Origin of the sequence: Flavobacterium sp. Sd200, from assembly GCF_009826935.1 — a bacterium.
GTDB lineage: Bacteria > Bacteroidota > Bacteroidia > Flavobacteriales > Flavobacteriaceae > Flavobacterium.
Genome location: NZ_WUMN01000001.1, coordinates 1063287 through 1087274, shown reverse-complemented (window position 1 = coordinate 1087274; position 23988 = coordinate 1063287). Strand labels below are relative to the sequence as shown.

Below are 23988 nucleotides of genomic sequence, written 5' to 3'. Positions count from 1 at the left end.
TATGCAGCAACAACAGGCGCTTAGCATACTAAAAGAATATTGGCAACACGATAGTTTTCGCGATCCGCAGGATAAGATCATCCAGTCTGTATTAGATGGTCATGATACTTTTGCACTCATGCCAACCGGTGGTGGCAAATCGATATGTTTTCAGGTTCCGGCCATGATTAAAGAGGGGCTGTGTCTTGTAATATCTCCTCTAATAGCCCTTATGCAGGATCAGGTAGCTAATCTTGACAGACGCAATATTAAGGCCATTGCACTTACCGGAAGCCTAAGTGTTAATGAAATAAGTGATTTACTGGATAATTGCCGTTTTGGTAACTATAAATTTTTATATGTCTCACCTGAGCGACTTCAGGCTGATTGGATCATTGAGCGTTTAAAAGAACTTCCTATAAACCTGGTTGCAGTAGATGAAGCGCATTGCGTTTCACAATGGGGGCACGATTTCAGACCGGCTTACCTAAAAATATCTGTTTTAAAAAAGCACCTGCCACATGTTCCGTTTTTGGCATTAACTGCTTCTGCCACTATAAGAGTTCAGGATGATATTATTAAGCAGCTTGAATTACATAGACCTATTGTTTTTAAAAAATCATTTTACAGGGAAAATATTGCCTACATGGTTTTTGAAACAGAAGATAAACTACATCGCCTACAACAAATATTGACTAAGAACATCGGTCCGTCTATTATATATGTAAGAAACCGAAGGTCCTGCCATGATGTATCCCAGCAATTAAATTCGCTGGGCTTTAAGGCTACGTTTTATCACGGCGGGCTCAAAGAAAAAGAAAAGACGGCTAACATGCAGGCCTGGCTTACAGAGAAAGTTCAGGTAATTGTAGCGACCAACGCATTTGGTATGGGCATAGATAAACCCAACGTAAAAACGGTAATACACATACAGCTTCCTGAAAATTTAGAGAACTATTATCAGGAAGCAGGCAGGGGAGGGCGTAACGGGCAAAAAGCCTTTGCTGTGCTGTTGGTAAATCCTTCGGATATTAAGGCTACCCAAAATCAGTTTATTGAGGTATTGCCCGATAAAAAGTTTTTAAAAGAAGTATATCTTAAACTCAATGCCTATCTCCAAATTGCCTATGGAGAAGGGATGGATGAAACCTATCCTTTTAATTATAACGACTTTTGCCATAAATATAATTTTAATCCTGTAAAAGCATATAATGCACTACAGTTTTTAGAGCGGCAGGGAATACTCACGCTCTCTAAAGAATTTACAGAGAAAATCAACCTGCAGTTTATAATTCCAAGCAAGGAGGTTATTCGCTACATTAGTCTTAATCCGGCCGATGAAGAACCTGTACTGACCATTTTGCGTAACTATACAGGTATTTTTGAAATGGAAACTGCCATCAATGCAAGCCTGATTACAAAAAAATGTAACATCACAGAAGCAGGATTAATCGAATTGCTGCAAAAACTGGAGCAAAAAGGTGTTATAGCTTTAAGAACGTCGGGCAACGACAGCAGTATTGTTTTTAATGAGGTAAGGGAAGACGAACATACAATCAATCGTATTTCAAAGTTTCTTTTACAGCAAAACCAGATTAAAATAAGCCAGTTTGAAAAGGTAGTACAATATGTTAACGATAGCTCACATTGCAAAAGCCGCTTTATACTCGAATATTTCGACGAAAAAGATACTGCTGATTGCGGGATATGTTCGTATTGCATAACTAAAAACAGACAACCCAAAAGTCCTGTAGAGACAGCAAATGCCATACAGCAATTATTAAAGCAAAACAGTTATGATTCCCGTAGTATAGAGAGTCTGCTTAACCTAACACAGCAGGAAACTATTGTGGCGTTAAGGCTTTTGTTAGAAAACAATAAAATTAGTATTAACACGAACAACCAATATATTTTAAAATAATGGAACAATTGCGAATTGTTTTTATGGGTACGCCGGATTTTGCCGTTGGCATACTCGACGCCATTTATCAAAAAAGCTATAATATAGTGGGGGTAATTACAGCACCCGACAAACCTGCCGGACGTGGCCAAAAAGTACAGCACTCTGCGGTAAAAGAATATGCTTTGCAAAAAGGACTTAATCTTTTACAGCCAACAAATCTTAAAGATGAAGCCTTTTTAGCAGAACTGAAATCACTTGAGGCTAATTTGCAGGTAGTAGTGGCTTTCAGGATGTTGCCTGAAGTAGTTTGGCGTATGCCAAAATTGGGTACGTTTAACCTGCATGCATCGTTACTGCCACAATACAGAGGTGCTGCACCTATAAACTGGGCAATTATTAATGGCGAAGAAAAAACTGGGGTGACCACATTTTTTATTGATGATAAAATAGATACGGGTGCCATGATTTTAAGGGCTGAAACAGAGATTGGCGATACTGAAACCGCTGGAGAACTGCACGACCGATTAATGGATCTTGGTAAAGATACCGTAGTAAAAACACTTACGCTTATTGAACAGGGTAATGTTGAAACTACTGTTCAGCCATTAGAAGCTGATGTGAAAACAGCTTATAAACTTAATAAAGATAACTGTAAAATAGACTGGACTAAACCGGGATTTGAAGTATTTAACCACATCAGGGGGCTTAGCCCATATCCGGCGGCATATACATTTATTAAAGATAATGAACACGAGTGGAGTGTAAAGATATATGAATGTGAGTATATAAAAGATGAACATAAATATATGCCTGGAGCTGTTTTATCTGATAAAAAGGAAATAAAAGTAGCCGTAAACGACGGTTTTATAAGGATTTTGACGCTACAGATGCCGGGACGAAAAAAAATGTCTGTTAAAGAACTGTTAAACGGTACTACTTTTAGTGAGAATGCAACGGCTTTTTAATCGCAAAAACGGTTAATTTTAAATAATTGTAATTAAAAAAGAGTGTTTGTTAACAATACAAAAAAAGTTATCAACAATTAAAGCGAAAAATGCATAAAAGGCTTGCATAGTATCTATTTCCTATTAAATTTGTATAACAGGAATTAAAAAAACATAAATTTTTAACCAAACAATTAATTAGAACGTATTATGAACAAATCAGAATTAATCGACGCTATAGCTGCAGATGCAGGAATTTCTAAAGGAGCTGCAAAAAAAGCATTAGAATCTTTTGTAGAGCATGTGAGCGGTGCTCTTAGCAAAGGTGGCAGGGTTTCTTTAGTAGGTTTCGGGTCTTTCTCTGTATCAAGCCGTGCTGCGAGAGAAGGTAGAAATCCTCAAACAGGAGATACCATTAGCATTGCTGCTAAAAATGTAGTTAAATTTAAACCGGGTGCAGAACTTGAAACTCAGGTTAATACAAAATAATTCAAATAGATTATTTGTTCTATAAGTTAAAGCTTCTCAAAAATGAGAAGCTTTTTTTTTAAATCTTTGTGAATTTCTTTGCAGGCGACGTTTTTTTAGTTAAATTTATTTCAAATTGTAAGAAGATGATTTCACTAAAACCCAAAAAAGGACATCTGCTTATTGCAGAGCCTTCCACTATCGGAGATCTTTCTTTCAACAGGTCAGTAGTACTTCTTGCCGACCATAATGACGAAGGCTCCGTTGGATTTATTCTCAACAAGCCTTTAGATTATTCTATTAATGACCTCGTTCCGGAAATTAAAGCCAGCTTTAAAATATATAATGGCGGACCTGTAGAACAGGACAATCTTTATTTTATTCATAATATTCCAGAGCTTATTCCGGGTAGTATTGAAATTTCCAATGGTATTTATTGGGGTGGTGATTTCGATTCTGCCAGAGATCTTATTAATCAGGGCTCTATAAAGAAAGGAAATATACGTTTCTTTTTAGGCTATAGTGGCTGGAATGCACACCAGCTTGAAGATGAACTTGAAGACAATTCCTGGATCGTATCTGAAAACAGTTATAAAAACAAAATTATAGGGAAATCGAGCGCAACTTTTTGGAAAGAAAAGATATTAGAGCTTGGTGGCGAATATGTTATTTGGAGTAATGCCCCCGAAAATCCTGCATTAAATTAAAGTGTAAATATAGATTTTCACGGCTCTTGATAAATAATGGTAAATTACTAAGATCCGTGAAATCAATATAAAATTTGCAATTAATCCTGCATTGCAAATACTTTTTTCAACAGGTCAGTTGTACGGGACGAAAGATCAGTCCTTATTTCTTTTTCTTCAACAGTTATCATAGTAAATACACCGTCAAGAGCTTTGTTGGTAACATAATCAGTTAGATCGGGATTTACTTTAGTAACAAATGGTAAGCCATTGTACTTGGTAATAATTTTATCCCATATTTCATCTGCACCAACATCGCTTAATGATGTTTTAACTACAGGGCTAAATTTTGCATAAAGAGGTGTGGTGGTTGTTTTTTGCAGGTAAGCTGTAGCAGAGTTATCGGCACCCATTAATATATTTTTAGCATCAGTAATGGTCATGCTTGTAATAGCGTTAACAAAAATGGGAGTTGCTTCTTTAACGGCACTCTCGGCAGCACGGTTAAGCAGCTTTATACCTTCATCGGCCATACTTCCCAAGCCTATCTGGCGAAGTTTTGTGTCTACCTTTTGCAATTCGGCAGGCAGTAATATTTTAACCGCTTCGTTTTTATAGAAACCATCTTCGGCAGTAAGTTTCGTTACCTGTTCGGTTACCCCTTTGTTTAGTGCCTCTTTTAAAGCACTGCCAATATCGGTGTTTGTAATACCTTTAGAACCCGTGGCAGTGGTTGCTTTGGCTTTAGCCTTGCTTAGAACATTTTTTAACTGGGCTTGTGCACCAAAACTTATTCCTGCTAAAAGCAACGCACAGAATACTATTTTTTTCATTATAATGTTGTTTAATATTCAAAGATAGTTCAAAAACCATTCCTGTTTTTATTGGTTTACCGCTGTTATATCTGCATATACCTATTAAGGCCATATAAAATTACGATATATCGTTTTAACCATATTTAAGATTTCGTTATAGTTTTCTGTTTTTCAAATGCTTAAATTTATGGATATACAATTGCTAATGGCACTATAGCCAAAATTGATAGTTTTTGGTATAATCAAAATCTATCGACGGCTATTTTTGTATAAATAAATTAATAACTAATAAACAATTACTATAATGGAACAACAAAAACTTACTACAGCATCCGGTCGTCCTTATTCCGAACATGAAAACTCACAAACCGTTGGCCCACGAGGTCCCATACTTTTACAGGATGTTATACTTCACGAAAAAATGGCACACTTTAATCGTGAACGTATTCCGGAAAGAGTAGTACATGCTAAAGGGTCTGCTGCATTTGGTACATTCACCGTAACACACGATATTACCAAATATACTAAGGCTAAGATATTTAGCGAAGTAGGAAAGAAAACCGAAATGGTATTGCGCTTTAGTACTGTTGGGGGCGAAAAGGGATCGGCAGATACTGAGCGCGATCCGCGTGGCTTTGCTCTAAAATTTTATACCGAAGACGGCAACTGGGATCTTGTGGGTAATAACACCCCTGTATTTTTTGTGAAAGACCCTAAAAAGTTCAGTGATTTTATACATACACAAAAACGTGACCCTCAAACCAATTTAAAATCGCCAACTATGATGTGGGATTTTTGGTCGTTAAATCCCGAAAGCCTGCATCAGGTACTGATACTTATGAGCGATAGGGGCACTCCTTTAGGATATCGTCACATGCATGGGTTCAGCAGTCATACGTATAGCTTTATCAATGCTGCAAATGAACGTTTTTATGTAAAATTTCATTTTCTGACAAAACAGGGAATCAAGAATTTTACCGATAGCGAAGCTGCAGACATGAAAAGTAAAGATCTTGATTTTGCACAACGTGATCTGTTTGAGGCTATAGAAGATGGTAATTTCCCTAAATGGGATTTTAAAATTCAGGTAATGACTGAGGAGGAGGCCAAAACGTATCACATTAATCCGTTCGACCTAACAAAGGTTTGGCCTCATGGAGATTATCCGCTTATAGAGGTTGGAGAAATAGAGCTTAACCGCAACCCAATAAATTATTTCCAGGATGTAGAGCAGGCGGCATTCTCTCCATCCCGCATTGTAGACGGTATTGGTTTTTCGCCAGATAAGATGTTACAGGGCAGGTTGTTGTCTTATCCGGATGCACAGCGTTACCGTCTGGGTGTTAACTTTGAACAAATTCCGGTAAACCGTTGCCCATTTGCTACAAATAATTATCATAGGGATGGTTATATGCGTACCGATGGCAATGGTGGCAATCATCCAAACTACTATCCAAACAGTTTTGGCAGTATAGTGCCCGACAGCAGTTATAAAGAACCTGCGTGGGAACTGGAAAGCCTTACTGCCGACTGGTATGATCGTAATGCAGAGGGCGAAAACGACCACTACACTCAGCCGGGCAACCTGTTCAGGTTAATGGATGCAGAAGCTAAACAAAATACCATCAATAATATAGTAGGCGCAATGAGCGGTATTACAGGACCTAAACGTGAAGAAATTATAAACAGGCAGCTTTGCCATTGGTTTAGGGCAGATGTGGCTCTTGGAATGGGTGTTGCACAGGGTTTAAAAATAAACCTTGACCCATCTATGATGAAACATTAAGATATACAGATAATTTTATTATTGAACCCTTACTTGTAAAAAGCAGGTAAGGGTTTTGTTTTTAATGCGTTGATAATTGTTAAACACTATTCAAAACACAATGCAGGCATGCATTTTGTTATACATGCAGTTATGAAACTACTCAATTTCACTGTTATTGGTTTTATAGCACTTTCGTTTTTTTTAATCGAGCATTCAGTTAAAAATGTAATGCGCAACACTTTAATAAGTGAGCCAAAAGTGCAAAATTCAAAACGAGAAGCGGTTGTTAATTTCGCCAGGAAATATATGGGGGTACGTTACTGTTATGCTTCAAATAATCCTAAGAAAGGATTTGACTGTTCAGGTTTTGTAAATTTTGTATATAACCATTTTGATATAGGGTTGCCCAGAAGCTCATCGGGATTTAAAGATATTGGAAAAGCACTCAACCCAAAGGATTTTAATGTAAGGGAAGTACTAATATTTTATGGATACCGAGATAAAAACTCAATAGGGCATGTAGGCATAATTTGCGAAGCCAATGGCATGCAGTCTAAATTTATTCATGCTTCATCTGGCAAAGAAATGGCTGTTATTGTCAGCGAACTTGGTTCTGCTGCATATACAAGACGTTTTTATAAATGTATAGATCCGTTTACTTTGTAATCAGTAGGTTATCATCTAACAGTGATTTAAGAAAAGGCTAACGGTGGGCGGTAATATAAAAACAAACTTTTTTAGTAAATTTGCACCTCAATTTATAGAAAACTATGGGTAAAGTAAAAATAGGATTAGTACAAATGAGCTGTGTTGCAGAGAGACAGCCCAATATGGATAAGGCTATTAGAGAGATTCGTAATGCTGCAGCTCAGGGCGCAAATATTGTTTGCCTTCAGGAGCTTTTTACATCGCTTTATTTTTGCGATGTGGAAGATTATGAAAATTTTAAATTGGCTGAGGCTATTCCCGGTCCTTCTACCGAAACGTTAAGTGAAGTTGCTAAAGAGCTTAATGTTGTGATAATTGCATCGTTGTTTGAAAAACGTACCGAAGGCTTGTATCATAACACTACTGCAGTTATTGATGCTGACGGAACGTATCTTGGCAAATACCGCAAAATGCACATTCCGGATGATCCTGCCTTTTATGAAAAATTCTATTTTACACCCGGCGACCTTGGTTATAAAGTATTCCAGACTAAGTTTGCTAAAATTGGGGTGCTTATTTGCTGGGATCAGTGGTATCCGGAGGCAAGCCGCATAACTGCCCTTATGGGTGCAGAGGTTATGTTCTATCCTACGGCTATTGGTTGGGCTACTACTCAGGATGAAGATACTAACAAAGAACAATATGATGCATGGCAAACCATACAGCGTTCGCATGCTGTTGCAAACGGTGTACACGTTGTAAGTGTAAACCGTGTGGGTTTTGAGCAGGACGGTGCCATGAAATTTTGGGGTGGTAGCTTTGTAGCCAACCCACAAGGCAAGTTGTTGTATTTAGCATCACATGAGAATGAAGAGACTACCGTGGTAGAAGTAGATACAAAAGCTACAGACCATTATCGTACGCACTGGCCTTTCCTTCGTGATAGGAGGATAGACAGCTACCAGCCTATTACCAAGAGATATCTTGACGGGGAGTAGTTTGTTTGAGGTTTAAAATTCCAGGTTCTTTACAGTTGATATTCTTAAAATGACATTACATACAGCAAATACCCCTAAACAATTAGGGTATCATTTTCCGGCAGAGTTTGAACCACAACGTGCTTTATGGCTCTCGTGGCCGCACAAAGAAGCATCCTGGCCGGGTAAATTACATACAATTTATAAACCGTATTGCGAATTTATTTTGCAGGTTTCGCGCCATCAAAAGGTTTGTATTAACGTAGCCGATACTGCTATGCAGCAGTTTGCTGTTGCTGAGATAGAAAAATTTGCTCCGCTTGTTCAGGGTGCAAAGCTTAGCGAGATCTCTTTTTACCATCATCCTACTAACGATGCATGGTGCAGAGACCATGGCCCTGCATTTGTAGTAAACCGTACTACTAGTGAAAAAGCAATTGTAGATTGGGGCTATAATGCCTGGGGAGATAAATATCCTCCTTATGACCTTGATGATGTTATACCTACACGCATTGGTGAGGCATTGGGGCTAAAAGTATTTAATCCCGGTATTGTTATGGAAGGAGGCAGCGTAGAGTTTAACGGTAAAGGAACTTTGCTTACAACTACTGCCTGTTTGCTGAACAAAAACCGTAATCCACATTTATCGCAGGCACAAATAGAAGAATATCTTATGCAATACTATGGTTCTGAGCATATTTTATGGCTTGGCGATGGTATTGTTGGCGATGATACCGACGGACATATTGATGATATTACCCGTTTTGTAAACAACGATACCGTTGTTACAGTTGTTGAGGAGGATAAAAATGATGATAATTATGAGCTGCTACAGGAAAACCTGAAAAGCCTTAATACAATGCGACTTCAGGATGGCAAACAGTTAAATGTTATTGAGTTGCCAATGCCTAAGGCTGTAATTTATGAAGATCAAAGACTTCCGGCATCTTATGCAAACTTTTATATAGCCAATAAAACGGTTATAGTTCCTACCTTTAGAGATAGTATTAATGATGATAAAGCTTTAGGCATCTTGCAGGATTGCTTTAAAGACAGGGAAATTGTTGGTATAGATTCTACCGATCTAATATGGGGATTAGGCAGTTTTCATTGTCTTAGTCAGCAGGAACCTGTATAGTAAAAATAAGAATGGGTGCTTAGAGCACCCATTTTTATTTTTTAACATCGCCCTTAACCTTAAGGGCAAGTATACTCCCGGGCACATTAGCTGCATTGCTGTGCACAGTAATGGTTTTGCGTATAGGTCCGGGTGTCATATTATATTTAACCTCTATTTTACCGCTTTTTCCCGGGGCAATAGGCTCTTTAGGTTTAGTAGCTACTATGCATGAACAGGTTGATTTTACGTCGGTAATAATAAGCGGAGCATCGCCGGTATTGGTAAATTCAAAAAATCTTATGCCGTTGTCAGTATCTTTACTAACGGTACCATAATCAATTGTATCGGCTTTAAATTCTATTTTTGCTCCCGTTTGTGCATAAGTTGCAGTAGTAAAAAGAACAAGGACAGTAAGGCGTAGAAGAATTTTCATGATTAGCGCTGATTTGATGATGTGTAAATGTACTTAGTTTAGATTAATGTGCAAATATTGGTTTACGTTTTTTTGAAATTGTAGTTATATGGTTACTTTTGCATATAATTTACAAAAACCGCACCAATTTTTTGGTCAAATATTTTAGAACCATAACGTTATGATGATCCCAGCGCAGTTTGATGCCAAAGCAGCAGAAAGTAAATGGTATGACTATTGGATGAAAAACAACTATTTTCATTCAAAACCAGACCACCGTACACCATATACCATTGTAATTCCGCCACCTAACGTCACCGGAGTGCTGCATATGGGGCACATGCTCAATAACACTATACAGGATGTTTTAATTCGTCGTGCACGTCTAAAGGGCTTCAACGCATGTTGGGTTCCGGGTACAGACCATGCATCTATTGCTACAGAAGCTAAAGTTGTTGCCAAACTTAAAGAGCAGGGCATTAATAAGGCCGACCTTACACGCGAAGAGTTTTTAAAGCATGCATGGGAATGGACCGACAAATATGGCGGAGTAATATTAGAGCAGCTTAAAAAGCTTGGAGCATCATGCGATTGGGAGCGTACTAAATTTACGCTTGACGACGATATGTATGCTTCGGTTATAAAATCGTTTGTTGACTTATATAATAAAGGGCTTATTTATCGTGGTTATCGTATGGTTAACTGGGATCCTGAAGCAAAGACAACGCTGAGTGACGAAGAAGTTATTTATGAAGAAAGACAGGGCAAGCTGTACCATTTAAAATATAAAATAGAGGGTACAGAAGATTTTGTTATTGTGGCGACTACACGTCCGGAAACTATTTTGGGCGATACTGCAATATGTATTAACCCTAATGATGAACGATATACACATTTAAAAGGTAAAAATGCCATTGTGCCAATTGCAAACCGTGTTATACCTATTATTTTTGATGAATATGTAGACATGGAGTTTGGTACAGGCTGCCTTAAAGTTACACCTGCTCACGATGTTAACGACAAGGAACTGGGTGAAAGGCACAATCTTGAAATTATAGATATTTTTAATGAAGATGCTACGCTAAACAGTTTCGGGCTTCAGTATGAAGGTAAAGACCGTTTTGTGGTTCGTGAGGAAATCGCTAAAGAATTAGAGTCTATTGGTAATCTTGAAAAAATAGAAAACCATATTAATAAGGTAGGAACATCTGAAAGGACAAAGGCGGTTATTGAGCCAAGGCTTAGCGACCAATGGTTCCTTAAAATGGAAGACCTGGTAAAACCGGCAATAAAAGCGGTACTTGAAACCGAAGAAGTAAAACTGTATCCAAGTCGTTTTAACAATACTTATCGCCATTGGATGGAAAACATCCGCGACTGGAATATTTCGCGTCAGCTGTGGTGGGGACAGCAAATACCTGCCTATTACTATGGTGATGGTAAAGAAGATTTTGTAGTTGCCGAAACTAAGGAGGCAGCTTTAGAGCTTGCAAAACAAAAAAAAGGAAATCAGGGTCTTACAGTGGCTGATTTAAAACAGGATGTTGATGCGCTTGATACCTGGTTTAGTTCATGGCTGTGGCCTATGGCAGTTTTTGGTGGTGTTTTAGATCCTGAAAGCGAAGATTTTAAATATTATTATCCTACTAACGACCTTGTTACGGGGCCAGATATTCTTTTCTTTTGGGTAGCCCGTATGATTATTGCAGGATATGAGTTTGGCGGTGCCAAGCCGTTTACTAATGTATATCTTACAGGTATAGTACGCGATAAGCAACGCAGGAAGATGAGTAAGTCGTTAGGTAACTCACCTGATCCGCTGGATCTTATAGAGAATTTTGGCGCCGATGGAGTAAGGGCAGGTTTGTTGCTTAGTGCCTCTGCAGGTAACGACATTTTATTTGATGAAGAGCTATGCAATCAGGGTAAAGGATTTGCCAATAAAATATGGAACGCATTCCGTCTGATAAAAGGGTGGGAGATAGCCGATATTGCACAGCCCGACCATGCTGTCAAAGCGATTGCCTGGTATGAGGCTAAACTGAATAGTACTGTTGCAGAGATTGAAGACCATTTTGAAAAATACCGTATTAGCGATGCGCTAATGGCTACTTATAAATTGGTATGGGATGATTTTTGTTCGTGGTTCCTTGAAATGATTAAGCCGGGCTATCAGCAGCCAATAGACAGTATAACCTTTGCTAAAGCTATCGAGTTGCTTGAGGCTAATCTTAAGTTGCTACATCCATTTATGCCGTTCCTTACAGAAGAAATATGGCAGCATATTGCAGAAAGATCTACTGAAGAAGCGCTTATAATATCGGCATGGCCGGAAATTAAACCAGCTAATACACAAATATTGGCTGATTTTGAACTGGCATCTGAAGTAATTTCAGGTATACGCACTATTCGTAAAGACAAAAATATTCCGTTTAAAGATGCCATTGAACTTAAGGTTATCAATAATGATAACACTTCTGACTACTTTGATACTATAATTTGTAAGTTAGGCAATGTATCCGGTTTAGAATATGTATCCGATAAAGTGGGAGGCGCACTAACCTTCAGGGCAAGGTCTAACGAATATTTTGTTCCGGTAGGCGGCAATATAAATATAGCTGAAGAAATTGCCAAGCTTGAAGAAGAACTTAAATATACTCAGGGTTTCCTGAAATCGGTACAGGCAAAACTTAGCAATGAGAAATTTGTTGGCAATGCTCCGGAAAAAGTATTGGCTAATGAAAGGCAGAAAGAAGCCGATGCGCTTGCTAAAATTGCCACATTAGAACAAAGTCTTGCAGGCTTAAAATAATGCAAGTACATAAATGTAAATGTTCCCCGGCTCATTGAGTTGGGGAATTTTTTTATATACCCGTATAATTTTTAAATAATTAATTTCAAAATACTGTTTTCTATTCCTTTAATGTAAATTTATTAAGAAGAATACTCAATAAATTTGGTTAAAGGAGTTTTTTCTGTATCTTCGGCAATCGATTACAACGTTGTAGTCGCAAGATTTAGAATCTTACAGCTAAACTAACATAATAATAATGACAACATCAGAATTTCGCTACGCGCACCATCCTGCCGATGTAAAAAAGTACACTACAAACGAGCTAAGAGAACATTTCCTTATTCCAACATTATTTATCGAAGATACTATTAAACTTGTTTATACTATGTATGACAGGTATATAGTAGGAGGGGTATTTCCTGTAAATAAAGCCCTTACTCTTGAAACTATAGATGAACTTAAATCCGAGAACTTTCTTGACAGAAGAGAACTGGGTATTGTAAATGTAGGTGGCAAAGGAAAAGTAACCGTAGACGGTACTGTATACGAGCTTGACAAAAAAGAAGCGCTATATGTTGGTAAAGGTGTTAAAGAAGTAATTTTTGATAAGGCAGGCAATGAGCAGCCTTATTTTTATATCAATTCAGCTCCTGCGCATCATGCATATCCAACAAAGAAAGTAGGTAAAGAGAATGCCGAGATCATTGAACTTGGCGATCAAAAAACAGCTAACAGGCGTACACTTAACAAGCTAATTGTTAATAGTATTGTAGAAACCTGCCAGTTACAAATGGGTTTAACAGAACTGCACCCTGGCAATGTTTGGAATACTATGCCGGCACACACCCACACCCGCAGGATGGAAGCTTATTTTTATTTTGATCTTGAGGAGGGACAAACTATTAGCCATTTTATGGGACAGACCGATGAAACGAGGCACATTTTTATGCAAAGTCATCAGGCAGTCATTTCTCCTGAATGGTCTATCCACTCAGGTGCCGGTACTTCAAACTACTCATTCATTTGGGGTATGGCCGGAGAGAATTTAGATTATGGCGATATGGACAGCCTTAGCCCAAGCGAATTAAAATAATTGCTATAAAACAATACCCGTAACCCAATCATCTTAAATATTATAAAAATGAATCCATTTAGTTTAGAAGGAAAAACAGCGGTAGTAACAGGCGGAACCCACGGCCTTGGTATGGCTATGGCAGAAGGTCTTGCAGACGCAGGAGCAGAGCTTATTATTACCAGTATTACAGAATCTTTACTTGAAGAATCGCTGGCCTATTACAGAGAAAAAGGCTATAAAGCAACAGGTTATATTTTTGATGTAACCGATGAAGTTGAAGCAGAAAAACAGGTTGCCACTATTGAGGCTGCCCACGGAAAAATAGATATTCTTATTAATAATGCGGGTATCATAAAAAGGGTACTTGCCTTAGATATGTCTGTAGAAGATTTTAGAAAAGTTGTAGATGTAGACCTTGTAGGCGCATTCATTATGTCAAAATTTGTGGCAAAAGGAATGATTGCACGCGGAGGCGGAAAAATAATCAATATTTGCTCTATGATGAGTGAGTTGGGCAGGGATAATGTTAGTGCTTATGCATCGGCTAAAGGCGGACTTAAAATGCTTACTAAAAACCTTGCCACAGAGTGGGCTAAATACAACATTCAGGTAAACGGTATTGGTCCCGGCTATTTTGCTACAATACAAACAGAGCCTATACGTGTAGACGGGCATCCTTTTAACGAATTCATTATTAGCCGTACACCGGCCGGAAGATGGGGAGAGCCTAAAGACCTTGCAGGCACAGCCGTTTTCCTTTCGTCTGAAGCAAGTTCATTTGTAAATGGTCAGATCATTTATGTAGACGGTGGTATATTGGCAACAATAGGCAAACCGGCTAATGAATAGCAATTCATAACAAAGTTATTTTCATGGAACAATCTACAATTTCAGCATCTGTAGGAAAGTATCGCTGGACCATTTGTGCATTGCTTTTTGCAGCAACGACAATCAATTATTTAGACCGTCAGGTATTGAGTCTTTTGGCTCCGGCACTTTCGGAAGAATTTAACTGGAGCAACACTGACTATGCTAATATTACAGCTGTGTTTCAGTTTGTATATGCCTTTTCTATGCTTTTTGCAGGTAGGCTTATAGATAAACTGGGAACCAAATGGGGCTTTATACTGGCAATAGTTATATGGTCTCTCGGTGCAATAATGCATGCATATGCCATTCCTATAGGTACTGCTTTTGCCGGATTGCTTGCCGTTGTAGGTATAGCAGCAGTTCCGGTTTCAATTATCGGGTTTATGATCTCAAGAGCTGTATTAGGCTTTGGAGAATCAGGTAATTTTCCGGCAGCCATAAAAGCTACAGCAGAGTATTTCCCGAAGAAAGAACGTTCGTTAGCTACCGGGATATTTAATTCAGGATCTAACATTGGTGCCATACTTGCTCCGCTTACCATTCCGTGGATAGCTGTAAACTGGGGCTGGCAAATGGCATTTATAATAATAGGTGCTGTAGGTTTTATCTGGATGCTGTTTTGGTATGCTTTTTATGAGCGACCGGACAGACAAAAAAGACTTTCGGCTGAAGAATATAACTACATAAGACTTGCTGACGGAGATAGTAGTGATGCTGTTGCGGCATCAGTCGATACCGAAAAAATATCATGGTTTAAACTTCTAGGCTACAGGCAAACATGGGCTTTTGTATTTGGTAAATTTATGACCGATGGTATTTGGTGGTTCTTTTTATTCTGGCTGCCAAAATATCTTGAAGCGCAGTTTGGTATGGTAAAAACGGATATTGTTTTTCCTATTGCAGTTCTTTACAGCATGACTATGGTAGGCAGTATTGGCGGTGGATGGTTTCCTGTTTATTTTATAAAAAAAGGATATAATCCATACGAAGGCCGTATGCGTGCTATGCTTATTATAGCGCTGTTTCCGCTAGTGGTACTGCTTGCACAGCCTTTTGGTGATGTTAGCTTTTGGATACCCGTATTGCTAATAGGGGTTGGAGCTTCTGCGCATCAGGCATGGAGTGCTAATATTTTTACAACAGTTTCAGATATGTTCCCCAAAAAGGCTATTGGATCTATTGTGGGCATTGGCGGTATGGCAGGAGGCATTGGCGGTGTACTGGTTACCAAACTTGGCGGTGCATTGTTTGATTATTATGAAGCCCAAGGGCATATACAAACGGGCTATTCTATAATGTTTGCTTTATGTGCAACTGCCTATCTTATAGCGTGGTTCGTAATGAAATTGTTAGTACCAAAATACAGTCCTATTACAAATTTGTAATCTGATTGATTATATAAAATACTAAAGCAGCCTGTACGGGCTGCTTTTTTTGTTTAGATTGTCCTGTCCTGAAATAAATTGATACCAATAAATTTACTATGAAAAACAATGGAACTTCTAGTATCTTAGTGTATCTGGCGCAAAGTAGATGAGACTTTTATGAATAATTTAGATATAGAAATCAGCGCTTAGAGGCATCAGCAAAAGTTTACTTTAATGACTGACTATTAATACAAAAGGCTGTCTAAAATAAATTTAGACAGCCTTTTGTGTATTTTATGTTATGTAAAGAAAAATACTATTTTAAAAGCTCCTGTACTTTTGCTTTAAGTTCAGCACCTCTAAGGTCTTTAGCAATAACTTTACCACTTGCATCAAGTATAAAAGTTGCAGGAATTCCCTGTACACCATATTGTTTTGCTATAGCATCATCCCAAAATTTAAGATTAGAGATGTGGTTCCATGTAAGTTTATCATCGGCAATAGCCTTTTTCCATGCAGCGGCTTCTTTATCAAGAGATACTCCTATAATGTTAAGGCCTTTACCGTGTAGTTCATTATATAAAGCTACTACATTAGGATTTTCTGCCCTGCATGGTTTACACCATGATGCCCAAAAATCTATAATAGTAACCTTACCCATAGCCTGTTTTAGCGATAGGGTTTTTCCGTCAGGTGTTGGTGCAGAAAAATCAGGAGCAATATCGCCCACTTTTACACCCACTGCGGGTGTTGATTCGGTTTCCTGTGGTTGTGGAGTTGCATTTTTTTGCTTTTCGTATTCCACAAAATACTCTCCAATTTGTTTACCCTCTTTACTATTTTTAACTTCAGGATCAAGAGCATCGAATAATTTCTTGATTTCCTCCATCGGTTTTATCTGCATTTGTGCAACCTGACCAAGTACAATTACATTACAATATGCTTTAGGGTTCTTTTTCATAAAGTTTACAAGCTCACCTTCCCATTCTTCGGTAATCTTTCTGTATTCTTTACCAATCCTGTTAGCTGTAACAGTATCGTTAGCCTGTAAAGCCTGACTGCGTTTTTCGTTATTCTCTTTTTGGAATTTTTGGGTCTTCTGATACATTTTAAATCCAATTTGCTTAAATTCTTCAAGCTTTTCGTTATTAAAAGTACCGCCAACTTTAGACTTAAATAAAGTGTCTTTATCCATTTTAATTTCAATCGCTCCCGGCTCAAGTATAAAGTTTAGTTTATCCTGTTTGCCTTCAAGGCTAATAAAATTGATCGATGGGGCAGATGTAGTATCTTTAAAAACAAATTTACCTCCTTCAATTTTTACAGTGTCTACCGGCATAAAACCCATAGGTCCCTGTTTTTCTAATATAACATTTTTACCATCTAAAGAAGCGTCTACTTCACCGGTAATTTCAAATTCATTATCTGCCAGGTTTTTGCAAGATACCACTAAGGCCGCTGCTGCCAGAAATAACGTTATTCTTTTCATTTTTAAAGTTTGATTATTAAGTTTTTTAAGCTGCAAAAGTATTTAAAATACTATATCTGTTTTAAAATGCAGTAATTATTTTATTATACGGTTTGGTTAGCGGTTGTTTTTACTGTAGTATTTTTAATTCCGCCAAACCCTTTTTCTACATTTATAAGGTTATGATAGCCTCTTGATTTAAGTATAGAAGCCATGATAACAGAGCGGTAACCACCTGCACAATGTATATAAAAAGTCCCGTCTTTCGGAATTCTGTCAAATTGTTCATTAACAAAATCTAAAGGAATATTTATGGCATCAACAACATGGCCAGATTCATATTCTCCTGGTTTACGGGAATCTACCACAATAATGTCGTCACTGTAAATATCAGCAAAAATTTCAGGAGATATAGATTCTATACTGTCCGTCTCAAATCCTGAATTTGCCCATGCTTCAATACCACCGTTTAAGAATCCAAGAGTATTATCAAACCCAACACGGGCAAGGCGTGTAATGGTCTCTTTTTCTTTTCCTTCAGGCGTTAGCAGCAATAGCGGTTGTTTTACATCCATTATAAGAGCACCAACCCATGGAGCAAAAGTTCCGTTAAGACCTATAAAAATAGAGTTAGGTATGTGTGCTTTTACAAAATCACTTTCGTGCCTTACATCAAGAACAAGCGCACCCGAAGAATTTGCCAGAGCCTCAAATTCGGCAGGATCTAAAGCCCTACAGCCACTTTCTAAAACGGTATCAAGGCTTTGATAACCTTTAATATTCATCAATACGTTTTGCGGAAAATAGGCCGGTGGTCTGCCAAGTCCATCAAGCAATTCGGCAATAAACTCTTCTTTAGTCATATTGGCGCGAAGAGCATAGTTTATTTTTTTTTGGTTGCCCAGTGTATCAGTGGTTTCTTTGCTTAAATTTTTTCCGCACGAACTGCCTGCCCCATGGCTCGGATAAACAATAATATCGTCAGGCAGTGGCATTATTTTATTTCGCAAAGAATCATATAAATGAGAAGCCAGCAGTTCCTGAGTCAGGTCGCTGCTTAAAGCCTGCGCAAGGTCGGGTCTTCCTACATCACCTATAAAAAGAGTATCTCCCGTAATAATTCCATGCATATTTCCGGTCTCGTCAATAAGCAGGTAGCAGGTGCTCTCCATAGTGTGCCCCGGTGTATGTATGGCTTTAATAGTGTAGCTGCCTAATTTAAATTCCTGCCCATCGGCAGCAATAGTGGCGTCGAATTCAGGTTTCGCGGTTGGTCCATAAATAATCTGAGCTCCTGTTTTTTTGGCAAGGTCTAAATGCCCCGAAACAAAATCTGCGTGAAAATGTGTTTCAAAAATATATTTTATTTCAGCATTATTTTTAGAAGCTTTGTCAATATATGGTTGTACTTCCCTTAGCGGATCGAAAATGGCAGCTTCGCCGTTACTCTCAAGATAATAAGCGGCCTGTGCAATGCAGCCCGTGTATATTTGTTCAATTTTCATGTTGTATAAATAAATGCCATACTATGGCTATGCAAATATACCCATAAACACAAATATTATAAAGCTAAAACGGCATACTTTATAAACATATAAAAATGTTAATTGTTAACTAATTAGAGAATATATATTTATGATTTTTTTAGCTAAAAGGTGTTAATAAAATGTAAAATTAAACTAATCTCAATTTAAGTCTTTATTTTTTGAAAAATTAATAATTTGAATAAAATAAGTTATTATCTTTGTATTGCATTTTATGAGCAAAAAAACTATAACAAACTAAGTTGTAATTTATTAATTATGGCAACAACTGCAAAGTCCCGCAAGACGGGAATGTATGAAAACGTTAAGAATCAGTTTGATAAGGCTGCTGCCGTTATGAATCTTGATGAGAGCGTTAAAAAGATCTTATCTATAACAAATAACGAAATAATTGTACACTTCCCTGTAAAAATGGATAACGGTGATGTAGAGGTCTTTACCGGATATCGTGTACAGCACAACAATGCATTGGGGCCATATAAAGGCGGATTGCGCTATCATGACACGGTAGATATTGATGCTGCGCGTGCGCTTGCTACATGGATGACCTGGAAAACTGCTCTTGCAGGACTGCCTTATGGTGGTGGTAAAGGTGGTATACAGATCGATCCTAAAAAATATTCTACTGCAGAACTTGAGAGAATTACAAGGCGTTTTACTTTCGCTTTAGGCGATAATATTGGTCCTGAGCACGATATTCCTGCACCGGATGTAAATACTACACCGCAAATGATGGCTTGGATCGCTGATACTTATATGAGTACAAAGTCGCCATCAGAGCGTTCTAAAAACCAACACGTTGTTACAGGTAAACCTGTAGGATCGGGAGGCCTTGAAGGGCGCGACAGGGCAACCGGCTTTGGAGTGGTTGTAACTATTGAAGCATGGGCTAAAATGAAAGGCATAAGCCTTCAGGGAATGAAATATATTGTTCAGGGATTTGGTAATGTAGGTTACTGGAGTGCTCATTTTATGAGTAAAAATGGCGCTATACTTGTTGGTGTACAGGATGCTACAGGAACAATTTACAATCCTGACGGTATGGATCCTGAAGATTTATTGCAATATCAAAAAGAAAATGCAACGATACATGGCTACACTAACCATGACTTTGATTCAGACAAGTTCTTTGGTATAGATTGCGATATTATTATACCTGCAGCCCTTGGTAACCAGATTACAGAAGAAAATGCAGGTTCTATAAAGGCTAAACTTATTGCAGAAGGTGCCAATGGCCCAACAGATACAGAAGGGGAGACTATTTTACTGGAAAAAGGGGTTGAGATAATTCCTGATATTTTATGTAACTCTGGAGGTGTAATTGGCAGCTACTATGAGTGGTTACAAAACCGTAATGGAGAAATATGGTATATGGATGACGTTATTGGCAAACTGAGAAGGAAACTTGAGGATGCCTTTGAAAAAGTTGTTCATACTTCTGAAGAATATAAAACTGACTGGAGAACTGCCGCTTATATTGTTGCATTAACCAGAATAGAAATGGCTTATAAACAAAGAGGTATATTCCCATAAATAAAACTGTTACAGAATATAAATATAAAATGGCCGGAAATTCTCCGGCCATTTTTATATCATAATGCATTTTAGTACTATTTAAACAAAGGCAGCTAATCCTGCTGCTATGCCAAAAATAAACATTAGTACAAACAGTGCTATAAAAACTATCATTAAGATACCTATAAACTTGTAATGCGATTTAAGGTTTCCAAATGCAATAGTTAGTCTTTCGGTATTGTTACTGTTAAGTGCATCTTTAATACCTGAAGCAAATTTAAAAAGGTACATTAAAGGGAAAAAGTAAAACACAGCAACAACAATATAGAAAATACCTAGTGCTCCCATTGGAATAGGCGAAGATTGTCCCATAGCTGCCTGGGCTTCGGCCATCTGGCTTCCCATTGCACTTACAAACAGCCCCATCAGTATCATGAAACCAAGCCCTATAAAACCTAAAATAGTAATAAAAGTTGCCCATTTGGCGGTCTCCCTTAAAAAGTCTTTGGCCTGCTCCGTAAGCTGTAATTCAAAATTGTCGAAAGAAGATTTCTCGTCATTGAAAGAGGAATAATTTTCCATAATAATATATTAGTTTTAAAAATTGGTTACTTTTCAAACGCCTTTAATGTATGGGTAATAATATCTACACATTCTAAAAGTTGTTCTTCGTTCATCACCAATGGCGGTGCAAAACGAATAATATTGCCGTGCGTAGGTTTAGCCAGCAAGCCGTTTTGGGCAAGCTCAAGGCAAATATCCCAGGCAGTGGAGCTGTCTTCGGTGTCGTTTATTACAATAGCATTCAGTAGCCCTTTGCCGCGCACAAGGTTTACAATAGAGCTGTATTCTATATAATCGTTCATCTTTTCGCGGAAAAGTTCGCCCAGTCTTTCGGCATTCTTAGCAAGGTTTTCTTCAGTAACAACCTCAAGAGCCGCAATAGCAACAGCTGCAGCTATGGGATTTCCTCCAAATGTAGAGCCATGCTGCCCGGGTTTTATAACGGTCATAATATCATCATTAGCCAATACAGCCGACACAGGATAAGCTCCACCCGAAAGTGCTTTCCCTAAAATCAGTATGTCAGGCTGTACATTTTCATGGTGTACTGCTAGTAATTTACCTGTGCGTGCAATACCTGTCTGGACTTCGTCTGCAATAAATAAAACATTATGCTCTTCACACAGCTGTTTGGCTTTGGCAAGGTAACCTTCCTGTGGTACATACACCCCGGCCTCGCCCTGTATAGGCTCTATTAAAAATCCGGCAATGTTTTTAGATAATGTCAATGCTTTTTTTAATGCATCAATATCATCATAAGGTATTTTTATAAAGCCTGCGGTATAGGGACCAAAATTTTTACGCGCATTTTCGTCGTTAGAGAACGATATTATAGTGGTTGTTCGCCCATGGAAGTTGTTCTCGCACACAATTATTTGTGCTTCCTGTTCTGCAATACCTTTGCGCTCGTAAGCCCATTTGCGGCAAAGCTTTATAGCAGTTTCTACTGCTTCAGCACCGGTATTCATGGGCAACACTTTGTCAAAGCCAAAATATTGTGTAACAAACTGCTCATATTGGCCCAATTTATCGTTATAAAAAGCGCGTGATGTAAGCGTAAGGGTTTGCGCTTGCTGTACCAGCGCATTTATAATTTTTGGATGGCAATGCCCCTGGTTAACGGCAGAGTAGGCCGAAAGGAAATCGTAATATTTTTTGCCTTCTGTATCCCAAACATATACTCCTTCTCCTTTTGCAAGTACTACTGGCAGTGGGTGGTAGTTGTGGGCACCAAATTTGTCTTCTAAGGCAATGGCATCAGTAGCGTTTAATTTTTCTAAAACCGACATGAATTGTATTTTATCTTTACTAAAAATCAATTCCTACTTGTGGAGAGAAATCATCCTTCTTTTTTAGCCATTAATTACACGAATCAAACGAATTTAATATTGATAAACTCGCGGATTAGTGAAAATTCGTGTAATTAGTGGCTAAACATAATACGATGCAAAATACAAAAAATAAAATTATCAGTAATACAGATTATATTAAATGATAAGCCCTATCGTGTTAGGATAGGGCTTTATTTATTTATTTATGCAAACTGAAAAGTGACTTCATCTGCTGTAGGGCCATAGCTGCCGGGAACGGGTATACCCAACAACCTGAAATAAACACCAAGTTGCGCACGGTGGTGTATAGTTTGAGAGATAGCAACCCTTATAACACCGTAACGAGTGTCGCGATCATAAATATCATCGCCATTACGCAATATCCATTCTTCAGTAAAAGTGTTTACATCGGCCTGTGCCAAACTTTCGCGTCCGCTTTTAAGACACTCTTCAAAAAAATCAAGAATTTCTCCTGTGCTATTTACTTCTTTAGGAGTATAAGGATTTTTAGCGAAGTCAAGCTCATCGGTAGTAAGCGCCATAGTTATCCATCCCGGCAATTCGGCAATGTGTGTGGCAAGATGCACAAGCGTCATGCTTTTAGGGTGTGGCTGCCAGCTAAATTTTTCGGGAGGTATGCGGCTTAAAAATTTGCGTGTTGTAGCAGCTTCGGCATTTAGTTCCTGTTGTAATAACTCAATGATTTCCATAATAACTGTGGTTTAATGTGATTATGGTACAAAGTAACAGTGCGGTTATGACAACCCTTTGTCAGCAGTAATTTGTAAAGATGTATTTTTTTGTAAATACGTTTCCAAAAGCTCATTTACCCTATTTTTGAGTGATTGCGGTTCTAAGATTTCTGCATAGTCGGCAAACATCATAAACCAGCGCGCAATCCCATCATCTGCCCATTGCGACAGAAATGTCATATCGATATATTCATCAGTAACAATTTCAGATACAAAACCATAAAAATGTTTTTGATCCTGTATGTATGGTGCAGCCTTTTTATCTATCCTTATAACTGATTTATGCAGTGCAAAGCTTTTTACTTTGGCAACAGTATCTCTGTATTCTTTTAAAGAAGTATGCTCCTGTTGTGATTGAGCGGTTAAGGTAATTGATATTATGCGGTCTATGCGAAACTGGCGGTAAGTTTTCCTTAAATGACAGTAGGCAATAGTATGCCAAAAATTATTTTCATGAAAAATGCCAATAGGCTCGATAATTCTTTCGGTATTATCTTCTTTGGCAAATGCACGATAAGTTATGGCGACAGCTTTTTTATCTGCAATGGCTTTGAGTAAAACATCGAGCGTATTGCCTGTAGATGATGAAGTATTGCCTGGTTTGTTGCTAACGATTATTTGATCCTCAAGGTTTTCTATAAGATCTTTTTCGCTTCCGCGAAGCACTGCCTTAATTTTAAACATGGCTTCTGTATAATGTTTTTGCAGGGCGGCATCGGCAAAGTTGCCCATAAGTTTTTCAGCGGTAATAAATGCTATGGCCTCATTTGGTGTAAACATAACAGGAGGAAGCCTGTAGCCATCTACCAACGAATATCCTACACCGGCTTCGCCATACAATGGCACACCTGCTTCTTCGAGCGAGCGTATGTCTCTATAAACTGTGCGCAGGCTAATGCCAAAGCGGTTGGCTAAGTCCTGTGCTTTTACAACCTTTTTAGATTGCAATTGTATGAGTATGGCAGTTATTCGGTCAAAGCGGTTCATT

21 protein-coding genes are annotated in these 23988 nt (G+C 38.2%); 13 read left to right on the top strand and 8 right to left on the bottom strand.

The genetic code is table 11. The features are described 5' to 3' along the window. Window position 1 precedes the first annotated feature (1 nt). The 4 genes from GR160_RS04980 (at window position 2) to GR160_RS04965 (ending at window position 4001) form a co-directional block, all read left to right on the top strand. A complete protein-coding gene (locus GR160_RS04980; RefSeq protein WP_160748717.1) occupies window positions 2–1900 on the top strand; it encodes an ATP-dependent DNA helicase RecQ in 1899 nt (632 codons plus the stop codon). After that, window positions 1900–2847 (top strand): methionyl-tRNA formyltransferase, encoded by a 948-nt coding sequence (gene fmt / locus GR160_RS04975; RefSeq protein WP_160748716.1) that lies wholly within the window; start codon window positions 1900–1902, stop codon window positions 2845–2847. The genes GR160_RS04980 and fmt overlap by 1 nt, the downstream gene beginning before the upstream one ends. Before the next feature lie 189 nt (window positions 2848–3036). Next, complete coding sequence (locus GR160_RS04970; protein WP_160748715.1) at window positions 3037–3315, top strand: HU family DNA-binding protein; 279 nt, start codon at window positions 3037–3039, stop codon at window positions 3313–3315. Between the two features lie 125 nt (window positions 3316–3440). Beyond that, on the top strand, window positions 3441–4001 hold the full coding sequence (locus tag GR160_RS04965; RefSeq protein WP_160748714.1) for a YqgE/AlgH family protein: 561 nt from the start codon (window positions 3441–3443) through the stop codon (window positions 3999–4001). 80 nt (window positions 4002–4081) lie between these two features. On the opposite strand, the gene GR160_RS04960 is transcribed toward GR160_RS04965, so the two are convergent. Beyond that, window positions 4082–4813, bottom strand: coding sequence for a DUF4197 domain-containing protein (locus tag GR160_RS04960; protein ID WP_160748713.1), 732 nt, complete (start codon window positions 4811–4813; stop codon window positions 4082–4084). Between the two features lie 286 nt (window positions 4814–5099). Between GR160_RS04960 and GR160_RS04955 the strand changes: the two genes are divergently transcribed. From GR160_RS04955 to GR160_RS04940, 4 genes are all read left to right on the top strand, one after another. Continuing rightward, on the top strand, window positions 5100–6581 hold the full coding sequence (locus GR160_RS04955) for a catalase (protein ID WP_160748712.1): 1482 nt from the start codon (window positions 5100–5102) through the stop codon (window positions 6579–6581). Window positions 6582–6713: 132 nt separating this feature from the next. Then, on the top strand, window positions 6714–7229 hold the full coding sequence (locus tag GR160_RS04950) for a C40 family peptidase (RefSeq protein ID WP_160748711.1): 516 nt from the start codon (window positions 6714–6716) through the stop codon (window positions 7227–7229). A 104-nt stretch (window positions 7230–7333) separates the two neighbouring features. After that, window positions 7334–8209 (top strand): carbon-nitrogen hydrolase, encoded by an 876-nt coding sequence (locus GR160_RS04945; protein WP_160748710.1) that lies wholly within the window; start codon window positions 7334–7336, stop codon window positions 8207–8209. 49 nt (window positions 8210–8258) lie between these two features. Beyond that, window positions 8259–9326 (top strand): agmatine/peptidylarginine deiminase, encoded by a 1068-nt coding sequence (locus GR160_RS04940; protein WP_160748709.1) that lies wholly within the window; start codon window positions 8259–8261, stop codon window positions 9324–9326. Window positions 9327–9360: 34 nt separating this feature from the next. Here the strand turns inward: GR160_RS04940 and GR160_RS04935 are convergent, their stop codons facing one another. Continuing rightward, window positions 9361–9741: a DUF1573 domain-containing protein gene (locus GR160_RS04935; protein WP_160748708.1), complete on the bottom strand. Its 381-nt coding sequence runs from the start codon at window positions 9739–9741 to the stop codon at window positions 9361–9363. 160 nt (window positions 9742–9901) lie between these two features. Between GR160_RS04935 and GR160_RS04930 the strand changes: the two genes are divergently transcribed. The 4 genes from GR160_RS04930 to GR160_RS04915 all read left to right on the top strand — a co-directional run bounded on the left by GR160_RS04930 (window position 9902) and on the right by GR160_RS04915 (window position 15844). Continuing rightward, window positions 9902–12532, top strand: coding sequence for a valine--tRNA ligase (locus GR160_RS04930; protein WP_160748707.1), 2631 nt, complete (start codon window positions 9902–9904; stop codon window positions 12530–12532). A 238-nt stretch (window positions 12533–12770) separates the two neighbouring features. After that, the gene (gene kduI / locus GR160_RS04925; protein WP_160748706.1) at window positions 12771–13607 is read left to right on the top strand and encodes a 5-dehydro-4-deoxy-D-glucuronate isomerase; all 837 of its coding nucleotides are present in this window, start codon (window positions 12771–12773) and stop codon (window positions 13605–13607) included. 48 nt (window positions 13608–13655) lie between these two features. Continuing rightward, window positions 13656–14438, top strand: a complete 783-nt coding sequence (locus GR160_RS04920; protein ID WP_160748705.1) for a gluconate 5-dehydrogenase — start codon at window positions 13656–13658, stop codon at window positions 14436–14438. Between the two features lie 23 nt (window positions 14439–14461). After that, window positions 14462–15844 (top strand): MFS transporter, encoded by a 1383-nt coding sequence (locus GR160_RS04915; protein ID WP_202390711.1) that lies wholly within the window; start codon window positions 14462–14464, stop codon window positions 15842–15844. Between the two features lie 298 nt (window positions 15845–16142). Here the strand turns inward: GR160_RS04915 and GR160_RS04910 are convergent, their stop codons facing one another. Continuing rightward, window positions 16143–17315: a TlpA disulfide reductase family protein gene (locus tag GR160_RS04910; protein WP_160748704.1), complete on the bottom strand. Its 1173-nt coding sequence runs from the start codon at window positions 17313–17315 to the stop codon at window positions 16143–16145. Window positions 17316–17398: 83 nt separating this feature from the next. Next, the gene (locus GR160_RS04905; RefSeq protein ID WP_160748703.1) at window positions 17399–18799 is read right to left on the bottom strand and encodes a rhodanese-like domain-containing protein; all 1401 of its coding nucleotides are present in this window, start codon (window positions 18797–18799) and stop codon (window positions 17399–17401) included. A 297-nt stretch (window positions 18800–19096) separates the two neighbouring features. Between GR160_RS04905 and GR160_RS04900 the strand changes: the two genes are divergently transcribed. Next, entirely contained in the window at window positions 19097–20371 is a 1275-nt protein-coding gene (locus GR160_RS04900) for a Glu/Leu/Phe/Val dehydrogenase (RefSeq protein ID WP_160748702.1), read from the top strand. Window positions 20372–20452: 81 nt separating this feature from the next. On the opposite strand, the gene GR160_RS04895 is transcribed toward GR160_RS04900, so the two are convergent. From GR160_RS04895 to GR160_RS04880, 4 genes are all read right to left on the bottom strand, one after another. Beyond that, window positions 20453–20935 (bottom strand): DUF5362 family protein, encoded by a 483-nt coding sequence (locus tag GR160_RS04895; protein WP_160748701.1) that lies wholly within the window; start codon window positions 20933–20935, stop codon window positions 20453–20455. 26 nt (window positions 20936–20961) lie between these two features. After that, a complete protein-coding gene (gene rocD / locus GR160_RS04890) occupies window positions 20962–22206 on the bottom strand; it encodes an ornithine--oxo-acid transaminase (protein ID WP_160748700.1) in 1245 nt (414 codons plus the stop codon). A 245-nt stretch (window positions 22207–22451) separates the two neighbouring features. Beyond that, a complete protein-coding gene (locus GR160_RS04885) occupies window positions 22452–22958 on the bottom strand; it encodes a DinB family protein (RefSeq protein ID WP_160748699.1) in 507 nt (168 codons plus the stop codon). Window positions 22959–23003: 45 nt separating this feature from the next. Beyond that, window positions 23004–23987 carry a YafY family protein gene (locus GR160_RS04880; protein WP_160748698.1) on the bottom strand — a complete coding sequence of 328 codons (984 nt, stop codon included), beginning with the start codon at window positions 23985–23987 and terminating at the stop codon, window positions 23004–23006. Window position 23988: the final 1 nt, after the last annotated feature.